This window comes from Aeromonas sp. HMWF016, from assembly GCF_963878195.1.
GTDB classification, from domain to species: domain Bacteria; phylum Pseudomonadota; class Gammaproteobacteria; order Enterobacterales; family Aeromonadaceae; genus Aeromonas; species Aeromonas lacus.
Window position 1 is genome coordinate 1 of record NZ_CAWNWX010000060.1, and the last position, 13,445, is coordinate 13,445.

Consider the following 13,445-nt stretch of genomic DNA (forward strand, 5'->3'; position numbering starts at 1 on the left):
TCATATATAGGTGCGATAGGATGGCGAGTTGAGGCAGTTGAGGCAGTTGAGGCAGTTGAGGCAGTTGAGGCAGTTGAGGCAGTTGAGGCAGTATCAAAATCCCTTAAAAGAAAAGCCGGGACAAGCCCGGCTTTTTCTTTATCACTCAGCAGCTGCTTCAGCAGCGGCCGGGCGGTCTACCAGCTCAATATAAGCCATAGGGGCGTTGTCGCCAGCACGGAAACCGCATTTCAGAATGCGAGTATAACCGCCGGCGCGCTCCAGGTAGCGCGGGCCCAGTTCATTGAACAGCTTAGCCACGATCGCGTTGTCGCGAGTGCGGGCAAATGCCAGACGACGATTAGCAACGCTATCAGTCTTGGCAAGGGTGATCAGCGGTTCAACTACACGACGCAGCTCTTTTGCCTTAGGCAGAGTCGTCTTGATGATCTCATGACGAACCAGGGAGCTGGCCATGTTGCGGAACATAGCCTGACGATGGCTGCTGTTCCGGTTCAGTTGACGACCACTCAAACGATGGCGCATGACCTTATCCTTCTAACTAAATCTGTGAAACCCGTAATCTGGATTACTCGTCAGCGATGCTGGCGGGCGGCCAGTTCTCAAGGCGCATGCCAAGAGACAGACCACGGGAGGCCAACACGTCCTTGATCTCAGTCAGGGACTTCTTACCGAGGTTAGGAGTCTTAAGCAACTCAACTTCGGTACGCTGTACCAGATCACCAATATAGTGGATAGCTTCTGCCTTCAGACAGTTCGCAGAACGAACTGTCAGCTCCAAATCATCGACAGGACGCAGCAGAATCGGATCAAACTCGGGTTTCTCTTCTTTCTTCTCGGGCACGCTGACATCGCGCAGATCCACGAAGGCTTCCAGTTGCTCAGCCAAGATAGTGGCAGAACGACGGATGGCTTCTTCAGGATCCAGAGTACCATTGGTCTCCATGTCGATAACCAGCTTGTCCAAGTCGGTACGCTGTTCCACACGTGCTGCCTCAACATTGTAGGCAATACGAACGATGGGGCTGAACGCGGAGTCCAGCAGCAGGCGACCAATCGGACGCTCTTCGTCATCGTTGTGAACACGAGCAGAAGCAGGCACATAACCACGACCGCGCTGAACTTTCAGGCGCATGCTGATTTCAGCATTGGCACCAGTCAGGTGGCAGATTACGTGCTCCGGGTTTACGATCTCGACTTCATCACCGTGAGTGATATCACCTGCGGTAACGGGGCCTGTTCCAGACTTGGTCAGGGACAGAGTTACCTCGTCCTTGCCTTCCAGCTTCACAGCGATACCTTTCAGGTTGAGCAGGATTTCAAGAATGTCTTCCTGTACACCTTCTTTGCTGCTGTACTCATGCAGTACACCGTCAATTTCGACTTCAGTAACTGCACAACCGGGCATAGAAGACAGCAAAATACGACGCAGGGCGTTACCCAGCGTGTGACCAAAGCCACGCTCAAGTGGCTCAAGAGTCACTTTCGCATGAGTCGGGCTAACTTGCTCGATGTCAACTAGCCGCGGTTTAAGAAAATCTGTTACAGAACCCAGCATTGTGTCCTCTCTTTAGAAGCTAGCTTTACTTGGAGTAAAGCTCGACGATCAGCTGTTCGTTAATGTCGGCAGACAGGTCGGAACGCTCTGGCAGGCGCTTGAAGGCACCTTCCATTTTAGCGGCATCAACCTCTACCCAAGTCGGCTTCTCGCGCTGACCAGCAACCTCAAGGGCAGCTTTGATACGCGCTTGCTTCTTAGCCTTCTCACGAACGCAGATCACGTCCTCAGGGGAAACCTGGAAAGAAGGAATGTTCACAACGCGGCCGTTTACCATGATGGCCTTGTGGCTCACCAGTTGACGAGATTCAGCGCGGGTAGCACCGAAGCCCATGCGGTATACGACGTTGTCCAGACGACCTTCCAGCAGCTGCAACAGGTTTTCACCGGTGTTACCCTTTTGACGGGCAGCGTCGCGGTAGTAGTTGCGGAACTGTTTTTCCAATACGCCGTAGATACGGCGAACTTTTTGTTTCTCGCGCAGTTGCACACCGTAGTCGGACAGACGCGGCTTACGAGCGCCGTGCTGACCAGGAGCGGTGTCAATCTTGCACTTAGAATCAATCGCGCGAACACCAGACTTCAGGAAGAGGTCTGTGCCCTCACGACGGCTAAGCTTAAGCTTAGGACCGATATATCTTGCCATCTTCTTTCTCCAACAATCCTAGACCAAGTAGCTACCAGCGTTACACGCGGCGCTTCTTGGGAGGACGACAACCGTTGTGCGGGATCGGAGTCACATCAGTAATGTTAGTGATGCGGAAACCAGCCGCGTTCAGGGCGCGGATGGAAGACTCACGACCGGGACCCGGACCTTTGACCATGACTTCCAGGTTCTTGACGCCATATTCTTTGGCCATCTCACCAGCGCGTTCAGCAGCTACCTGAGCAGCGAACGGGGTGGACTTACGAGAACCACGGAAACCGGAACCACCAGAAGTAGCCCAAGACAGAGCGTTGCCCTGACGGTCAGTAATGGTCACGATTGTGTTGTTGAAAGATGCATGAACGTGCGCAATACCGTCGCTCACTTGCTTTTTAACGCGCTTGCGAGCACGAGTCGGAGTTTTAGCCATTTTCTACCTTCCCGTTACTTCTTGATAGCCTTGCGCGGACCCTTACGGGTACGAGCGTTGGTCTTGGTACGTTGACCACGAACAGGCAGGCTACGACGGTGACGCAAACCACGGTAGCAACCCAGATCCATCAAACGCTTGATGTTCATGGAAATCTGACGACGCAGGTCACCTTCAACGGTGAATTTACCTACTTGTTCACGCAGACTCTCGATCTGAGCTTCGTCCAGGTCTTTAATTTTCACATTCTCAGCGATACCGGCTGCGGCACAGATGGCCTTGGAGCGGGTACGACCGACGCCATAAATAGCAGTCAAAGCGATGACTGCATGCTTATGGTCAGGAATGTTAATGCCAGCGATACGGGCCACTATTCACTCCTACATATAGTAGATTACGACCACCACAAAGCCCGTGAGCGGATACGTGGCGGTCAACCAATACACAACAAAAGTTGGCTGGCTATATTAGCCAGCACAACTATTTGTTGCAAGTACTAACCGTAAAAAATTAGCCTTGACGCTGTTTATGCTTAGGCTCGCTGCAAATCACACGCACCACACCGTGACGCTTGATGATTTTGCAGTTACGGCAGATTGCCTTAACGGAAGCACGAACTTTCATTGCTTAACTCCGTAACTACGCCGACCTTTAGCGGCCGTAGCCCTTCAGGTTGGCCTTCCTCAGGACATCACCATATTGATGAGACATCATATGGGTCTGAACCTGAGCCATGAAGTCCATGATAACCACCACGATAATCAGCAGCGAGGTGCCACCGAAGTAGAACTGTACGTTCCAGGCAGTCATCAAGAACTGGGGTACCAGACAGATAAAGGTTATATAGAGTGCACCTGCCAATGTCAGGCGAGTCATAACCTTATCGATATAACGTGCTGTCTGCTCGCCCGGGCGAATCCCCGGGATAAAGGCTCCACTCTTCTTCAGGTTATCTGCTGTCTCGCGGGGGTTGAACACCAGCGCGGTATAGAAGAAGCAGAAGAAGATAATGGCTGCTGCATAGAGCATCTCGTAAAGCGGCTGACCTGGCTGCAGGACCATAGAGACCTGTTGCAGGATGTCGGCTACTTTACCCTCGCCCTGACCAAACCAAGAGGTAATGGTCCCCGGGAAGAGGATGATGCTGGATGCGAAAATCGCAGGAATCACACCGGCCATGTTGACTTTCAACGGCAGGTGCGTGCTTTGCGCGGCGAATACCTGGCGGCCTTGTTGACGCTTGGCATAGTTAACGACGATACGACGCTGACCACGCTCCACGAACACCACAAAGTAAGTCACTGCGAAAACAATCAAGCCCAGCAACAACAACAGCAGGATGTGCAATTCCCCTTGACGTGCCTGTTCGGCCGTAGCGCCAATGGCATGCGGCAGACCGGCAACGATACCTGTGAAAATAATCAACGAGATACCATTACCAATCCCACGCTCGGTAATCTGCTCACCCAACCACATCAAGAACATGGTACCGGTGACCAGACTCACAACCGCTGTGAAATAGAAGCCCAGACCCGGATTAGTCACAAGTCCATGCATCATATTCGGCAGACCGGTTGCAATACCAATGGCCTGGAAAGTTCCCAAAACCAGCGTGCCCCAACGGGTATATTGGCTAATCTTGCGACGGCCGGATTCACCCTCTTTCTTGAGTTCAGCAAGAGCGGGATGAACCACAGTCAGCAGCTGGATAATGATCGACGCCGAAATGTACGGCATGATCCCCAACGCAAGAATAGAAGCACGCGAGAGTGCACCACCACTGAACATGTTGAACATCTCAATGATGGTGCCCTTCTGTTGCTGGAACAACTCGGCCAGTACGGCGGCGTCAATACCAGGAATCGGCACATAAGAGCCTGCACGGAAAACGATAATCGCCCCGAGAACGAAGAGCAGACGGCTCTTCAGTTCACTCAGACCACCCTGTGCTTTAACATCCAATCCTGGTTTCTTAGCCATTGTACTGATTATTCCTCGATTTTACCGCCAGCGGCCTCGATGGCTGCGCGTGCACCTTTGGTGACGGACAGACCACGAACGGTCACAGCACGGTCAATGTTGCCAGACAGAACAACTTTAGCGAACACGATGTTTTTAGTAATAACACCGGCTTGCTTCAGAGTGCTCACGTCGACCACATCACCTTCTACCAGGGCGATTTCGTTCAGGCGCACTTCGGCAGAAACCAAAGATTTGCGAGAGAAGAAACCGAACTTCGGCAGACGGATTTTCAAAGGCATCTGGCCACCTTCGAAACCGTTGCGAACTTTGCCGCCACCGGAACGAGAGGTTTGGCCTTTAACACCACGACCACCAGTCTTGCCCAGGCCGGAGCCGATACCACGGCCACGACGATGTTTTTCAGGCTTGGAACCAGCGGCCGGAGACAGAGTGTTCAGACGCATGCTTAGCCCTCCACCTTAACCATGTAATAAACCTGGTTGATCATACCGCGTACGCAGGGAGTATCTTCCAGCTCAACGGTGTGACCAATGCGACGCAGACCCAGACCACGCAGAGTCGCCTTGTGCTTGGGCAGACGGCCGATAGAGCTGCGAGTTTGAGTTACTTTTACAGTGTTAGCCATGTCGCATTACCCCAGAATTTCTTCAACGCGCAGACCACGCTTGGCAGCGATCTGTTCCGGTGATTGACCGTGAACCAGAGCGTCTACAGTTGCGCGAACAACGTTGATTGGGTTGGTGGAACCGTAGGTCTTAGCCAGCACGTTGTGGATACCAGCAACTTCCAGAACAGCACGCATAGCGCCGCCTGCGATGATACCAGTACCTTGAGAGGCCGGCTTCATGAACACGGTGGAACCAGAGTGAACACCTTTCACCGGGTGGTGCAGGGTGCCGTTGTTCAGTTCAACCTTGTTCAGGTTACGCTTGGCCTGTTCCATTGCTTTTTGAATAGCAGCCGGAACTTCACGGGCTTTACCGTAACCGTAACCTACACGGCCGTTACCATCACCCACCACGGTCAACGCGGTGAAGGACATGATACGACCACCTTTAACAGTTTTCGAAACACGGTTTACTGCAATCAGCTTTTCTTGCAGTTCGCCGGCTTGAGATTCGACTTTAGCCATCTTCGACTCCTAGCTTAGAACTGAAGACCAGCGTCACGTGCAGCAGCTGCCAGAGCAGCGATACGGCCGTGATACTTGAAACCGGAACGATCGAAAGATACGTTCTGAACGCCTTTGGCAATAGCACGCTCAGCGATAGCTTTACCTACAGCGGTAGCAGCATCTGCGTTACCGGTGTATTTCAGAGCTTCACTGATGGCTTTCTCTACTGTGGAAGCAGAGGCCAGAACTTCGGAACCGTTGGCTGCAATAACCTGCGCATAGATATGACGCGGGGTACGGTGAACAACCAGACGGGTAGCTCCCAGTTCCTGCATCTTTTTCCGAGCACGAGTAGCACGACGGAGACGAGCTGCTTTCTTGTCCATAGTGTTACCTTACTTCTTCTTAGCTTCTTTAGTACGCACTTGCTCGTTGGCATAGCGTACACCCTTGCCCTTGTAGGGCTCCGGAGCGCGGTAAGCACGGATATCGGCGGCGACTTGGCCAACCAGCTGCTTGTCAACGCCACGCAGAACGATTTCGGTCTGGGACGGGCACTCAGCGGTTACACCAGCCGGCAGCTCATGCTCTACCGGGTGAGAGAAGCCCAGAGCCAGAGCGACAGCATTGCCCTTGATGGAGGCTTTGTAACCTACACCAACCAGCTGCAGCTTGCGCTCGAAGCCTTGGGTAACACCGATTACCATGTTGTTGACCAATGCACGGGCAGTACCGGCCTGAGCGTCAGCACCAGCGATGCCGTCGCGCGGGGCGAACTTCAGTACATTGTCTTCTTTGGTCACTTCTACACCGGCGTGAATAGAACGAACCAGGGAACCTTTACCACCTTTGATGGACAGTTCCTGACCGTTCAGAGTCACTTCTACGCCAGCAGGAATAGTGACGGGTGCCTTAGCAACGCGAGACATTTCCGACCTCCTATTAAGCGACGTAGCAGATGATCTCACCACCCATGCTTGCTTTGCGAGCAGCACGGTCGGTCATCACACCTTTAGACGTGGACACGATAGCAACACCGAGACCGCCCATAACTTTCGGCAGATCAGTAGTGCGCTTGTAAATACGCAGGCCGGGACGGCTCACGCGTTGGATCAGTTCTACAACCGGCTTGCCCTGGAAATATTTCAGTTCAATTTCCAGTTCCGGCTTCACGTCACCAGCTACGGTGTAGCCAGCGATGTAACCTTCTTCTTTCAGCACTTTGGCAATAGCCACTTTCAGCTTGGAAGAAGGCATGGAAACCGCAACTTTGCTCGCCGCCTGACCGTTACGGATGCGGGTCAGCATATCCGCGATCGGATCTTGCATGCTCATAGTCTAACTCCCGAGATTCTTTACCAAGAGGCCTTTTTCAGGCCCGGAATTTCGCCCTTCATGGCATGCTCACGCACCTTGATGCGAGACAGGCCAAACTTGCGCAGGAAACCGTGCGGACGACCAGTAATGTTGCAACGGTTACGCTGACGGGACGGACTGGAATCACGGGGCAGCTGTTGCAGTTGCAGAACAGCATCCCAACGCGCTTCTTCAGAAGCGTTCATATCAACGATGATAGCTTTGAGCTCGGCACGCTTGGTCGCGTACTTGGCTACCAGCTTGGCACGCTTTGCTTCGCGCGCTTTCATGGATGTTTTAGCCATAACCCTAACCTTACTTGCGGAATGGGAAGTTAAAGGCAGCCAGCAGAGCACGGCCTTCTTCATCGGTATTCGCGGAAGTGGTGATGGTGATATCCAAACCACGGACGCGATCGACTTTGTCATAGTCGATTTCCGGGAAGATGATCTGCTCACGCACGCCCATGGAGTAGTTACCACGACCGTCGAACGCTTTAGCGTTCAGGCCACGGAAGTCACGGATACGCGGTACGGAGATGCAGATCAGCCGTTCCAGGAACTCCCACATACGCTCGCCACGCAGGGTTACTTTACAACCTATCGGGTAGCCTTCACGAATCTTGAAGCCCGCAACAGATTTGCGAGCTTTGGTGATCAGCGGCTTCTGACCGGAAATGGCAGCCATATCGGCAGCAGCATTTTCCAGCAACTTCTTGTCAGAGATCGCTTCACCAACACCCATGTTCAGGGTGATTTTCTCGATCCGAGGGACTTGCATGATAGTCTTGTAACCGAACTGCTTGGTCAGTTCACTTACTACATCGGATTTGTAGTAATCATGCAGTTTCGCCATCGTTAAACTCCAATTACTTCACAAGTTCGCCGGTGGATTTGAAGAAACGAACTTTTTTGCCGTCTTCAATCCGGAAACCAACGCGGTCAGCTTTGCCAGTGGCAGAGTTGAACAGCGCTACGTTAGATACATCGATGGGGGCTTCTTTGGTGACGATACCGCCAGCCTGACCCAGTGCGGGTACCGGCTTCTGGTGCTTCTTCACCTGGTTGATGCCTTCCACGATTACCTTACCTTTAGCAATCAGAACTTGAGTGACTTTGCCACGCTTGCCCTTGTCTTTGCCGGTAAGAACAATCACTTCGTCTTCGCGACGGATTTTAGCTGCCATCGTTCGACTCCTTACAGTACTTCGGGTGCCAGGGACACAATCTTCATGAACTTCTCATTACGCAGTTCACGGGTCACCGGGCCAAAAATACGAGTACCGATCGGCTGTTGGTTGTTGTTAAGCAACACAGCCGCATTGTTGTCGAAACGGATGACTGAGCCGTCCGGACGACGAACGCCTTTACGGGTGCGTACGACCACCGCGTTATACACATCACCTTTCTTCACTTTACCGCGAGGAATAGCTTCCTTGATGGAAACTTTGATGATGTCGCCGATGCCGGCGTAACGGCGGTGCGAACCACCCAGAACCTTAATACACATTACACTGCGAGCGCCGGAGTTGTCGGCAACACCCAGCATACTTTGCATCTGGATCATCTTAGTGCTCCGCTTTGTTTACTTCTTATCCCTTTCGGGATCTGGCTGCCTTCAAAAGGCGCGAAACTATAACACAGGATTTTTAGAAAAGGTAGCCTAAAAAACAAACGGCCCCTGAAAGGGGCCGTTTGGGCTAAAAAGTACCGATTAGGCCTTTTCTACAACGGCAACCAGGGTCCAGGACTTGGTCTTGGACAGCGGGCGGCATTCGCGGATTTCCACGAGGTCACCAGCTTTGCACTCGTTGTTTTCATCATGTACGTGCAGCTTGGTAGTGCGCTTGATGATCTTACCGTAGATCGGGTGCTTTACCTTGCGCTCGATGGCAACAGTGATGGACTTGTCCATCTTGTCGCTGATTACACGACCCTGCAGAGTACGGATTTTGTCAGTCATTACGCACCTGCCTTCTCAGTCAGTACAGTCTTGATACGTGCGACGTCACGACGCACTTGTTTCAGAGTGTGAGTCTGAGCCAGTTGGCCGGTGGAAGCTTGCATGCGCATGTTGAATTGCTCACGCAGCAGGCCCAGCAGCTCCTGGTTCAGTTCTTCGACGCTCTTTTGACGCAGATCTTGGGCTTTCATCACATCACCGTCTTAATTACGAAAGTGGTCTGAACAGACAGCTTGGCTGCGGCCAGGGCGAACGCTTCACGCGCCAGAGCCTCAGGTACACCGTCCATCTCGTACAGAACCTTGCCAGGCTGGATCGGGCAAACCCAGTATTCCACGTTACCCTTACCTTTACCCATACGAACTTCGAGGGGCTTTTCGGTAATCGGCTTGTCCGGGAACACACGGATCCAGATCTTACCCTGACGCTTAACGTGACGGGTCATGGCACGACGGGCTGCTTCGATTTGACGAGCAGTCAGCTGACCACGAGATGTCGCCTTCAGGCCAAAGGTACCGAAGGATACTTCGTTACCAGAGGTGGCCAGACCGCGGTTACGACCTTTGTGGGTCTTGCGGAATTTAGTACGCTTTGGTTGCAACATTTACCGAATCTCCTTACTTGGCAGCGCGGCGCTTGTTGTCACGCTTGGGCTTCGCAGGAGCTTGCTCTTGAGCAGCGGCAGCGTTGACAGCAGCCAGACCGCCCAGAACTTCGCCCTTGAAGATCCAAACTTTAACGCCGATCACACCGTAAGTGGTGTGGGCTTCAGAAGTTGCGTAGTCGATGTCGGCACGCAGGGTGTGCAACGGCACACGACCTTCACGGTACCATTCGGTACGCGCGATTTCAGCGCCGCCCAGACGACCGGAAACTTCCACTTTGATGCCCTTGGCACCCAGGCGCATTGCGTTCTGTACGGCGCGCTTCATAGCACGACGGAACATTACACGACGCTCCAGCTGGGAAGTGATGCTGTCGGCAACCAGTTTGCCATCCAGCTCCGGCTTGCGGACTTCGGAAATGTTGATCTGAGCAGGCACGCCAGCAATAGTGGCTACAGCTTTGCGCAGCTTCTCAACGTCTTCGCCTTTCTTACCGATCACAACACCCGGACGAGCGGTGTGAATGGTCACACGGATGCTCTTGGCCGGACGCTCGATGGTGATCTTGGACAAGGACGCGTTTTTCAGTTCCTTGGTCAGGAACTGGCGTACTTGAAAATCGCTGTACAGGTTGTCAGCGAAGTCTTTGGTGTTCGCGAACCAGGTAGAATTCCAAGGCTTGGTAATACCCAGGCGAATGCCATTAGGATGTACTTTCTGACCCATTGCTTATCTCCCAGCCTTAGCGTCGGATACCACTACGGTGATGTGAGCGGTACGCTTGAGGATACGATCCGCGCGACCTTTGGCACGAGGACGGATGCGCTTCATGGAGGGACCTTCGTCGACCATGATAGTAGCAACACGCAGGGCGTCGATGTCGGCGCCTTCGTTGTGCTCAGCGTTTGCAATGGCAGATTCCAGCACTTTCTTCACCAGAACAGCAGCCTTTTTCGGGCTGAAGGTCAGGATGTTCAGAGCCTTGTCTACGGACAGACCACGTACTTGATCGGCTACCAGACGAGCTTTCTGGGCAGAAGTACGGGCATAACGGTGTTTAGCGATAGCTTCCATCATTTATCCCTTAGCGCTTCTTAGCCTTCTTATCAGCAGCATGGCCGCGATAAGTACGAGTCGGTGCGAATTCACCCAGTTTGTGACCGATCATTTCTTCGGTAACGAAAACCGGAACGTGCTGACGACCATTATGGACAGCGATGGTCAAACCGATCATGTTCGGGATGATCATTGAACGACGGGACCAGGTTTTAACCGGCTTTTTATCCCCGCTTTCCACCGCTTTCTCTACCTTCTTCAGCAAGTGCAGGTCGATAAATGGACCCTTCTTGAGAGAACGTGGCATGGTGATTCCTCTATGTTAACAATTACTTGTTACGACGACGTACGATGTACTTGTCGGTACGCTTGTTCTTACGGGTCTTGAAGCCTTTAGCCTTCTGGCCCCATGGGGACACAGGCTGCATGCCCTTGTTACGACCCTCACCACCACCGTGCGGGTGGTCAACCGGGTTCATCGCCATACCGCGAACGGTCGGACGAATACCACGCCAGCGGTTTGCACCGGCTTTACCCAGTTGACGCAGCATGTGCTCGGAGTTACCGACTTCGCCGATGGTAGCGCGGCACTCGGCCAGAACTTTACGTACTTCGCCGGAACGCAGACGCAGAGTTACATAGTTACCTTCACGAGCCAGGATCTGGATGAAAGTACCAGCGGAACGAGCCAGCTGGGCACCTTTACCAGGCTTCATCTCAACAGCGTGAACGGTAGAACCGACCGGGATGTTGCGCATCGGCAGGGTGTTACCTACCTTGATTGCGGCATCAGCACCAGAAGCGATTGCATCACCAGCTTTCAGGCCTTTCGGAGCCAGGATGTAACGACGCTCACCGTCTGCATACAGCACCAGGGCGATGTTTGCGGTACGGTTCGGATCGTATTCCAGGCGCTCAACTTTAGCCGGGATACCGTCTTTGTCGCGCTTGAAGTCGACCAGACGGTAGTGCTGCTTGTGACCACCGCCGATGTGGCGAGTGGTGATGCGGCCGTTGTTGTTACGACCACCGGTTTTGTCTTTCTTGTCCAGCAGAGCTGCAAAGGGCTTACCCTTGTACAGTTCCTGGTTGACGATCTTGACGACGTGGCGGCGGCCCGGAGAAGTAGGCTTGCACTTAACGATTGCCATTTTTCAGAACTCCTCTTACTCGGCTGCGCCCATGAAGTCGATGTCCTGACCAGCTTTCAGGGTCACATAAGCCTTTTTCCAATCGGAACGACGGCCTACGCGTGCACCTGCGCGCTTGGTCTTACCCTTCATGTTCAGGGTACGGACGGTCTCAACTTCGACCTCGAACAGTTTCGCAACTGCAGCTTTGACTTCCGCCTTGGTGGCATCAACAGCAACTTTGAACACGATAGTGTTCTGCTTTTCTGCAACCATGGTGCTCTTTTCAGAGATGTGCGGAGCCTTCAGAACTTTCAGCAGACGCTCTTCACGGATCATGCCAGCATCTCCTCGATTTGCTTAACTGCGTCAGCAGTCATCAGAACCTTGTCGAAAGCGATCAGGCTGACCGGGTCGATACCGGCAACGTCACGCACGTCAACTTTGTACAGGTTGCGAGCAGCCAGGAACAGGTTCTCATCGACTTCAGCAGTCACGATCAGAACGTCAGTCAGTTCCATTTCTTTCAGCTTGGCGATCAGTTCTTTGGTCTTCGGAGCTTCGATGCCGAACTTCTCAACAACGATCAGGCGCTCTTGACGTACCAGCTCGGACAGGATGCTACGGATAGCGCCGCGGTACATCTTCTTGTTTACTTTCTGGCTGTGATCTTGCGGCTTAGCTGCAAAAGTCACACCACCGGAACGCCAAATGGGCGAACGGATGGAGCCAGCACGGGCACGACCAGTACCCTTCTGACGCCACGGCTTTTTGCCGCCACCAGACACTTCAGAGCGAGTCAGCTGCGCACGAGTACCCTGACGGGCACCAGCGGCATAAGCAACGACAACCTGGTGAACCAGAGCTTCGTTGAATTCGCGCCCGAAGGTAGTCTCGGAAACTTCAAGAGCGCTCTTGGCGTCTTTCATTACCAATTCCATTACTATCTCCTCAGACGTTACGCTTTGACGGCAGGTTTAACGATCACGTTGCCGTTGGTTGCACCCGGTACTGCACCTTTGATGAGCAGCAGGTTGCGTTCAGCGTCAACACGAACCAGTTCCAGGTTCTGAGTCGTTACACGCTCAGCACCCATGTGACCAGCCATCTTTTTGCCCTTGAATACACGGCCCGGGGTCTGGTTTTGACCGATGGAGCCAGGTACACGGTGGGACAGAGAGTTACCGTGGGTCATATCCTGGGTACGGAAGTTCCAGCGCTTAACAGTACCGGCAAAACCTTTACCCTTGGATGTGCCGGTAACGTCTACCAGCTTAACGTCAGCGAGAAGATCTACTTTCAGCTCGCTACCAACAGTGAAAGTTTCACCGTTGTTCAGGCGGAATTCCCACAGACCGCGACCGGCTTCTACACCAGCTTTGGCGAAGTGGCCAGCTTCCGGCTTGGTTACGCGGCTAGCTTTCTTGGAGCCAGTGGTAACCTGAATAGCGTTGTAGCCGTCGGTTTCTACAGATTTGACCTGAGTTACACGGTTAGCTTCAACTTCGATAACAGTCACCGGGATAGAAACGCCATCTTCAGTGAAGATGCGAGTCATACCCACTTTGCGACCTACAAGACCGATTGTCATTGTTATCAACCTCT

Annotated in this window: 27 protein-coding genes; all 27 read right to left on the minus strand. The window is 53.1% G+C overall.

The window, feature by feature from the left end; translation table 11 throughout:
* Positions 1–141 precede the first annotated feature (141 nt).
* Positions 142–525 (minus strand): 50S ribosomal protein L17, encoded by a 384-nt coding sequence (gene rplQ, locus AACS24_RS08575; protein ID WP_005307999.1) that lies wholly within the window; start codon positions 523–525, stop codon positions 142–144.
* A gap of 43 nt (positions 526–568) precedes the next feature.
* Complete coding sequence (locus AACS24_RS08580) at positions 569–1,558, minus strand: DNA-directed RNA polymerase subunit alpha (RefSeq protein WP_005307997.1); 990 nt, start codon at positions 1,556–1,558, stop codon at positions 569–571.
* Between the two features lie 25 nt (positions 1,559–1,583).
* Positions 1,584–2,204 carry a 30S ribosomal protein S4 gene (gene rpsD / locus AACS24_RS08585; protein WP_005342696.1) on the minus strand — a complete coding sequence of 207 codons (621 nt, stop codon included), beginning with the start codon at positions 2,202–2,204 and terminating at the stop codon, positions 1,584–1,586.
* Between the two features lie 40 nt (positions 2,205–2,244).
* On the minus strand, positions 2,245–2,634 hold the full coding sequence (gene rpsK / locus AACS24_RS08590; protein ID WP_005307993.1) for a 30S ribosomal protein S11: 390 nt from the start codon (positions 2,632–2,634) through the stop codon (positions 2,245–2,247).
* 14 nt (positions 2,635–2,648) lie between these two features.
* Entirely contained in the window at positions 2,649–3,005 is a 357-nt protein-coding gene (gene rpsM / locus AACS24_RS08595) for a 30S ribosomal protein S13 (RefSeq protein ID WP_005307991.1), read from the minus strand.
* A 139-nt stretch (positions 3,006–3,144) separates the two neighbouring features.
* Positions 3,145–3,258, minus strand: a complete 114-nt coding sequence (gene rpmJ, locus AACS24_RS08600) for a 50S ribosomal protein L36 (protein WP_005319705.1) — start codon at positions 3,256–3,258, stop codon at positions 3,145–3,147.
* Between the two features lie 27 nt (positions 3,259–3,285).
* Complete coding sequence (gene secY / locus AACS24_RS08605) at positions 3,286–4,614, minus strand: preprotein translocase subunit SecY (protein WP_005340602.1); 1,329 nt, start codon at positions 4,612–4,614, stop codon at positions 3,286–3,288.
* Positions 4,615–4,622: 8 nt separating this feature from the next.
* A complete protein-coding gene (rplO, locus tag AACS24_RS08610) occupies positions 4,623–5,060 on the minus strand; it encodes a 50S ribosomal protein L15 (protein WP_033115582.1) in 438 nt (145 codons plus the stop codon).
* A gap of 2 nt (positions 5,061–5,062) precedes the next feature.
* Positions 5,063–5,242, minus strand: coding sequence for a 50S ribosomal protein L30 (rpmD, locus tag AACS24_RS08615; RefSeq protein ID WP_005307985.1), 180 nt, complete (start codon positions 5,240–5,242; stop codon positions 5,063–5,065).
* A 6-nt stretch (positions 5,243–5,248) separates the two neighbouring features.
* Positions 5,249–5,749, minus strand: a complete 501-nt coding sequence (gene rpsE / locus AACS24_RS08620; RefSeq protein ID WP_005342686.1) for a 30S ribosomal protein S5 — start codon at positions 5,747–5,749, stop codon at positions 5,249–5,251.
* A gap of 14 nt (positions 5,750–5,763) precedes the next feature.
* Positions 5,764–6,117: a 50S ribosomal protein L18 gene (gene rplR, locus AACS24_RS08625; protein ID WP_005340606.1), complete on the minus strand. Its 354-nt coding sequence runs from the start codon at positions 6,115–6,117 to the stop codon at positions 5,764–5,766.
* A 9-nt stretch (positions 6,118–6,126) separates the two neighbouring features.
* Positions 6,127–6,660 carry a 50S ribosomal protein L6 gene (rplF, locus tag AACS24_RS08630; protein WP_033115583.1) on the minus strand — a complete coding sequence of 178 codons (534 nt, stop codon included), beginning with the start codon at positions 6,658–6,660 and terminating at the stop codon, positions 6,127–6,129.
* Between the two features lie 13 nt (positions 6,661–6,673).
* Positions 6,674–7,066: a 30S ribosomal protein S8 gene (gene rpsH / locus AACS24_RS08635; protein WP_033115584.1), complete on the minus strand. Its 393-nt coding sequence runs from the start codon at positions 7,064–7,066 to the stop codon at positions 6,674–6,676.
* Between the two features lie 20 nt (positions 7,067–7,086).
* The gene (gene rpsN, locus AACS24_RS08640; RefSeq protein WP_005340609.1) at positions 7,087–7,392 is read right to left on the minus strand and encodes a 30S ribosomal protein S14; all 306 of its coding nucleotides are present in this window, start codon (positions 7,390–7,392) and stop codon (positions 7,087–7,089) included.
* A gap of 10 nt (positions 7,393–7,402) precedes the next feature.
* A complete protein-coding gene (rplE, locus tag AACS24_RS08645; RefSeq protein ID WP_033115585.1) occupies positions 7,403–7,942 on the minus strand; it encodes a 50S ribosomal protein L5 in 540 nt (179 codons plus the stop codon).
* Positions 7,943–7,955: 13 nt separating this feature from the next.
* Positions 7,956–8,273: a 50S ribosomal protein L24 gene (gene rplX, locus AACS24_RS08650; RefSeq protein WP_005307977.1), complete on the minus strand. Its 318-nt coding sequence runs from the start codon at positions 8,271–8,273 to the stop codon at positions 7,956–7,958.
* Between the two features lie 11 nt (positions 8,274–8,284).
* Positions 8,285–8,653 carry a 50S ribosomal protein L14 gene (rplN, locus tag AACS24_RS08655; RefSeq protein WP_005307975.1) on the minus strand — a complete coding sequence of 123 codons (369 nt, stop codon included), beginning with the start codon at positions 8,651–8,653 and terminating at the stop codon, positions 8,285–8,287.
* Between the two features lie 147 nt (positions 8,654–8,800).
* Positions 8,801–9,049 carry a 30S ribosomal protein S17 gene (gene rpsQ / locus AACS24_RS08660; protein ID WP_005307966.1) on the minus strand — a complete coding sequence of 83 codons (249 nt, stop codon included), beginning with the start codon at positions 9,047–9,049 and terminating at the stop codon, positions 8,801–8,803.
* Positions 9,049–9,240 carry a 50S ribosomal protein L29 gene (gene rpmC, locus AACS24_RS08665; RefSeq protein ID WP_005307965.1) on the minus strand — a complete coding sequence of 64 codons (192 nt, stop codon included), beginning with the start codon at positions 9,238–9,240 and terminating at the stop codon, positions 9,049–9,051. Before rpmC ends, rpsQ begins: the two co-directional genes overlap by 1 nt.
* On the minus strand, positions 9,240–9,653 hold the full coding sequence (gene rplP, locus AACS24_RS08670; RefSeq protein ID WP_005340612.1) for a 50S ribosomal protein L16: 414 nt from the start codon (positions 9,651–9,653) through the stop codon (positions 9,240–9,242). The genes rpmC and rplP overlap by 1 nt, the downstream gene beginning before the upstream one ends.
* Positions 9,654–9,666: 13 nt before the next feature.
* Positions 9,667–10,380 (minus strand): 30S ribosomal protein S3, encoded by a 714-nt coding sequence (rpsC, locus tag AACS24_RS08675; protein WP_005307962.1) that lies wholly within the window; start codon positions 10,378–10,380, stop codon positions 9,667–9,669.
* A 3-nt stretch (positions 10,381–10,383) separates the two neighbouring features.
* A complete protein-coding gene (gene rplV, locus AACS24_RS08680) occupies positions 10,384–10,728 on the minus strand; it encodes a 50S ribosomal protein L22 (RefSeq protein ID WP_005319741.1) in 345 nt (114 codons plus the stop codon).
* Positions 10,729–10,738: 10 nt separating this feature from the next.
* Entirely contained in the window at positions 10,739–11,017 is a 279-nt protein-coding gene (gene rpsS / locus AACS24_RS08685; RefSeq protein WP_005307960.1) for a 30S ribosomal protein S19, read from the minus strand.
* 22 nt (positions 11,018–11,039) lie between these two features.
* The gene (gene rplB / locus AACS24_RS08690; RefSeq protein WP_033115586.1) at positions 11,040–11,861 is read right to left on the minus strand and encodes a 50S ribosomal protein L2; all 822 of its coding nucleotides are present in this window, start codon (positions 11,859–11,861) and stop codon (positions 11,040–11,042) included.
* Between the two features lie 15 nt (positions 11,862–11,876).
* Positions 11,877–12,179, minus strand: coding sequence for a 50S ribosomal protein L23 (rplW, locus tag AACS24_RS08695; protein ID WP_005307955.1), 303 nt, complete (start codon positions 12,177–12,179; stop codon positions 11,877–11,879).
* Entirely contained in the window at positions 12,176–12,781 is a 606-nt protein-coding gene (gene rplD, locus AACS24_RS08700) for a 50S ribosomal protein L4 (protein ID WP_005340616.1), read from the minus strand. The genes rplW and rplD overlap by 4 nt, the downstream gene beginning before the upstream one ends.
* A gap of 17 nt (positions 12,782–12,798) precedes the next feature.
* Complete coding sequence (rplC, locus tag AACS24_RS08705; protein ID WP_005307947.1) at positions 12,799–13,431, minus strand: 50S ribosomal protein L3; 633 nt, start codon at positions 13,429–13,431, stop codon at positions 12,799–12,801.
* Positions 13,432–13,445 lie beyond the last annotated feature (14 nt).

Coding starts and splice junctions, on each gene's coding strand:
- rpmJ (WP_005319705.1), bottom strand. CDS start 3,258: ATGAAAGTTCGTGCTTCCGTTAAGGCAATCTGCCGTAACTGCAAAATC.
- rpsN (WP_005340609.1), bottom strand. CDS start 7,392: ATGGCTAAAACATCCATGAAAGCGCGCGAAGCAAAGCGTGCCAAGCTG.
- rpmC (WP_005307965.1), bottom strand. CDS start 9,240: ATGAAAGCCCAAGATCTGCGTCAAAAGAGCGTCGAAGAACTGAACCAG.
- AACS24_RS08580 (WP_005307997.1), bottom strand. CDS start 1,558: ATGCTGGGTTCTGTAACAGATTTTCTTAAACCGCGGCTAGTTGACATC.
- rpmD (WP_005307985.1), bottom strand. CDS start 5,242: ATGGCTAACACTGTAAAAGTAACTCAAACTCGCAGCTCTATCGGCCGT.
- rplD (WP_005340616.1), bottom strand. CDS start 12,781: ATGGAATTGGTAATGAAAGACGCCAAGAGCGCTCTTGAAGTTTCCGAG.
- rpsD (WP_005342696.1), bottom strand. CDS start 2,204: ATGGCAAGATATATCGGTCCTAAGCTTAAGCTTAGCCGTCGTGAGGGC.
- rpsK (WP_005307993.1), bottom strand. CDS start 2,634: ATGGCTAAAACTCCGACTCGTGCTCGCAAGCGCGTTAAAAAGCAAGTG.
- rplB (WP_033115586.1), bottom strand. CDS start 11,861: ATGGCAATCGTTAAGTGCAAGCCTACTTCTCCGGGCCGCCGCCACGTC.
- rplV (WP_005319741.1), bottom strand. CDS start 10,728: ATGGAAGCTATCGCTAAACACCGTTATGCCCGTACTTCTGCCCAGAAA.
- rplC (WP_005307947.1), bottom strand. CDS start 13,431: ATGACAATCGGTCTTGTAGGTCGCAAAGTGGGTATGACTCGCATCTTC.
- rplO (WP_033115582.1), bottom strand. CDS start 5,060: ATGCGTCTGAACACTCTGTCTCCGGCCGCTGGTTCCAAGCCTGAAAAA.
- secY (WP_005340602.1), bottom strand. CDS start 4,614: ATGGCTAAGAAACCAGGATTGGATGTTAAAGCACAGGGTGGTCTGAGT.
- rpsQ (WP_005307966.1), bottom strand. CDS start 9,049: ATGACTGACAAAATCCGTACTCTGCAGGGTCGTGTAATCAGCGACAAG.
- rplW (WP_005307955.1), bottom strand. CDS start 12,179: ATGATCCGTGAAGAGCGTCTGCTGAAAGTTCTGAAGGCTCCGCACATC.
- rplF (WP_033115583.1), bottom strand. CDS start 6,660: ATGTCTCGCGTTGCTAAGGCACCCGTCACTATTCCTGCTGGCGTAGAA.
- rpsE (WP_005342686.1), bottom strand. CDS start 5,749: ATGGCTAAAGTCGAATCTCAAGCCGGCGAACTGCAAGAAAAGCTGATT.
- rplP (WP_005340612.1), bottom strand. CDS start 9,653: ATGTTGCAACCAAAGCGTACTAAATTCCGCAAGACCCACAAAGGTCGT.
- rpsC (WP_005307962.1), bottom strand. CDS start 10,380: ATGGGTCAGAAAGTACATCCTAATGGCATTCGCCTGGGTATTACCAAG.
- rpsS (WP_005307960.1), bottom strand. CDS start 11,017: ATGCCACGTTCTCTCAAGAAGGGTCCATTTATCGACCTGCACTTGCTG.
- rplQ (WP_005307999.1), bottom strand. CDS start 525: ATGCGCCATCGTTTGAGTGGTCGTCAACTGAACCGGAACAGCAGCCAT.
- rplR (WP_005340606.1), bottom strand. CDS start 6,117: ATGGACAAGAAAGCAGCTCGTCTCCGTCGTGCTACTCGTGCTCGGAAA.
- rpsH (WP_033115584.1), bottom strand. CDS start 7,066: ATGAGCATGCAAGATCCGATCGCGGATATGCTGACCCGCATCCGTAAC.
- rplX (WP_005307977.1), bottom strand. CDS start 8,273: ATGGCAGCTAAAATCCGTCGCGAAGACGAAGTGATTGTTCTTACCGGC.
- rplE (WP_033115585.1), bottom strand. CDS start 7,942: ATGGCGAAACTGCATGATTACTACAAATCCGATGTAGTAAGTGAACTG.
- rplN (WP_005307975.1), bottom strand. CDS start 8,653: ATGATCCAGATGCAAAGTATGCTGGGTGTTGCCGACAACTCCGGCGCT.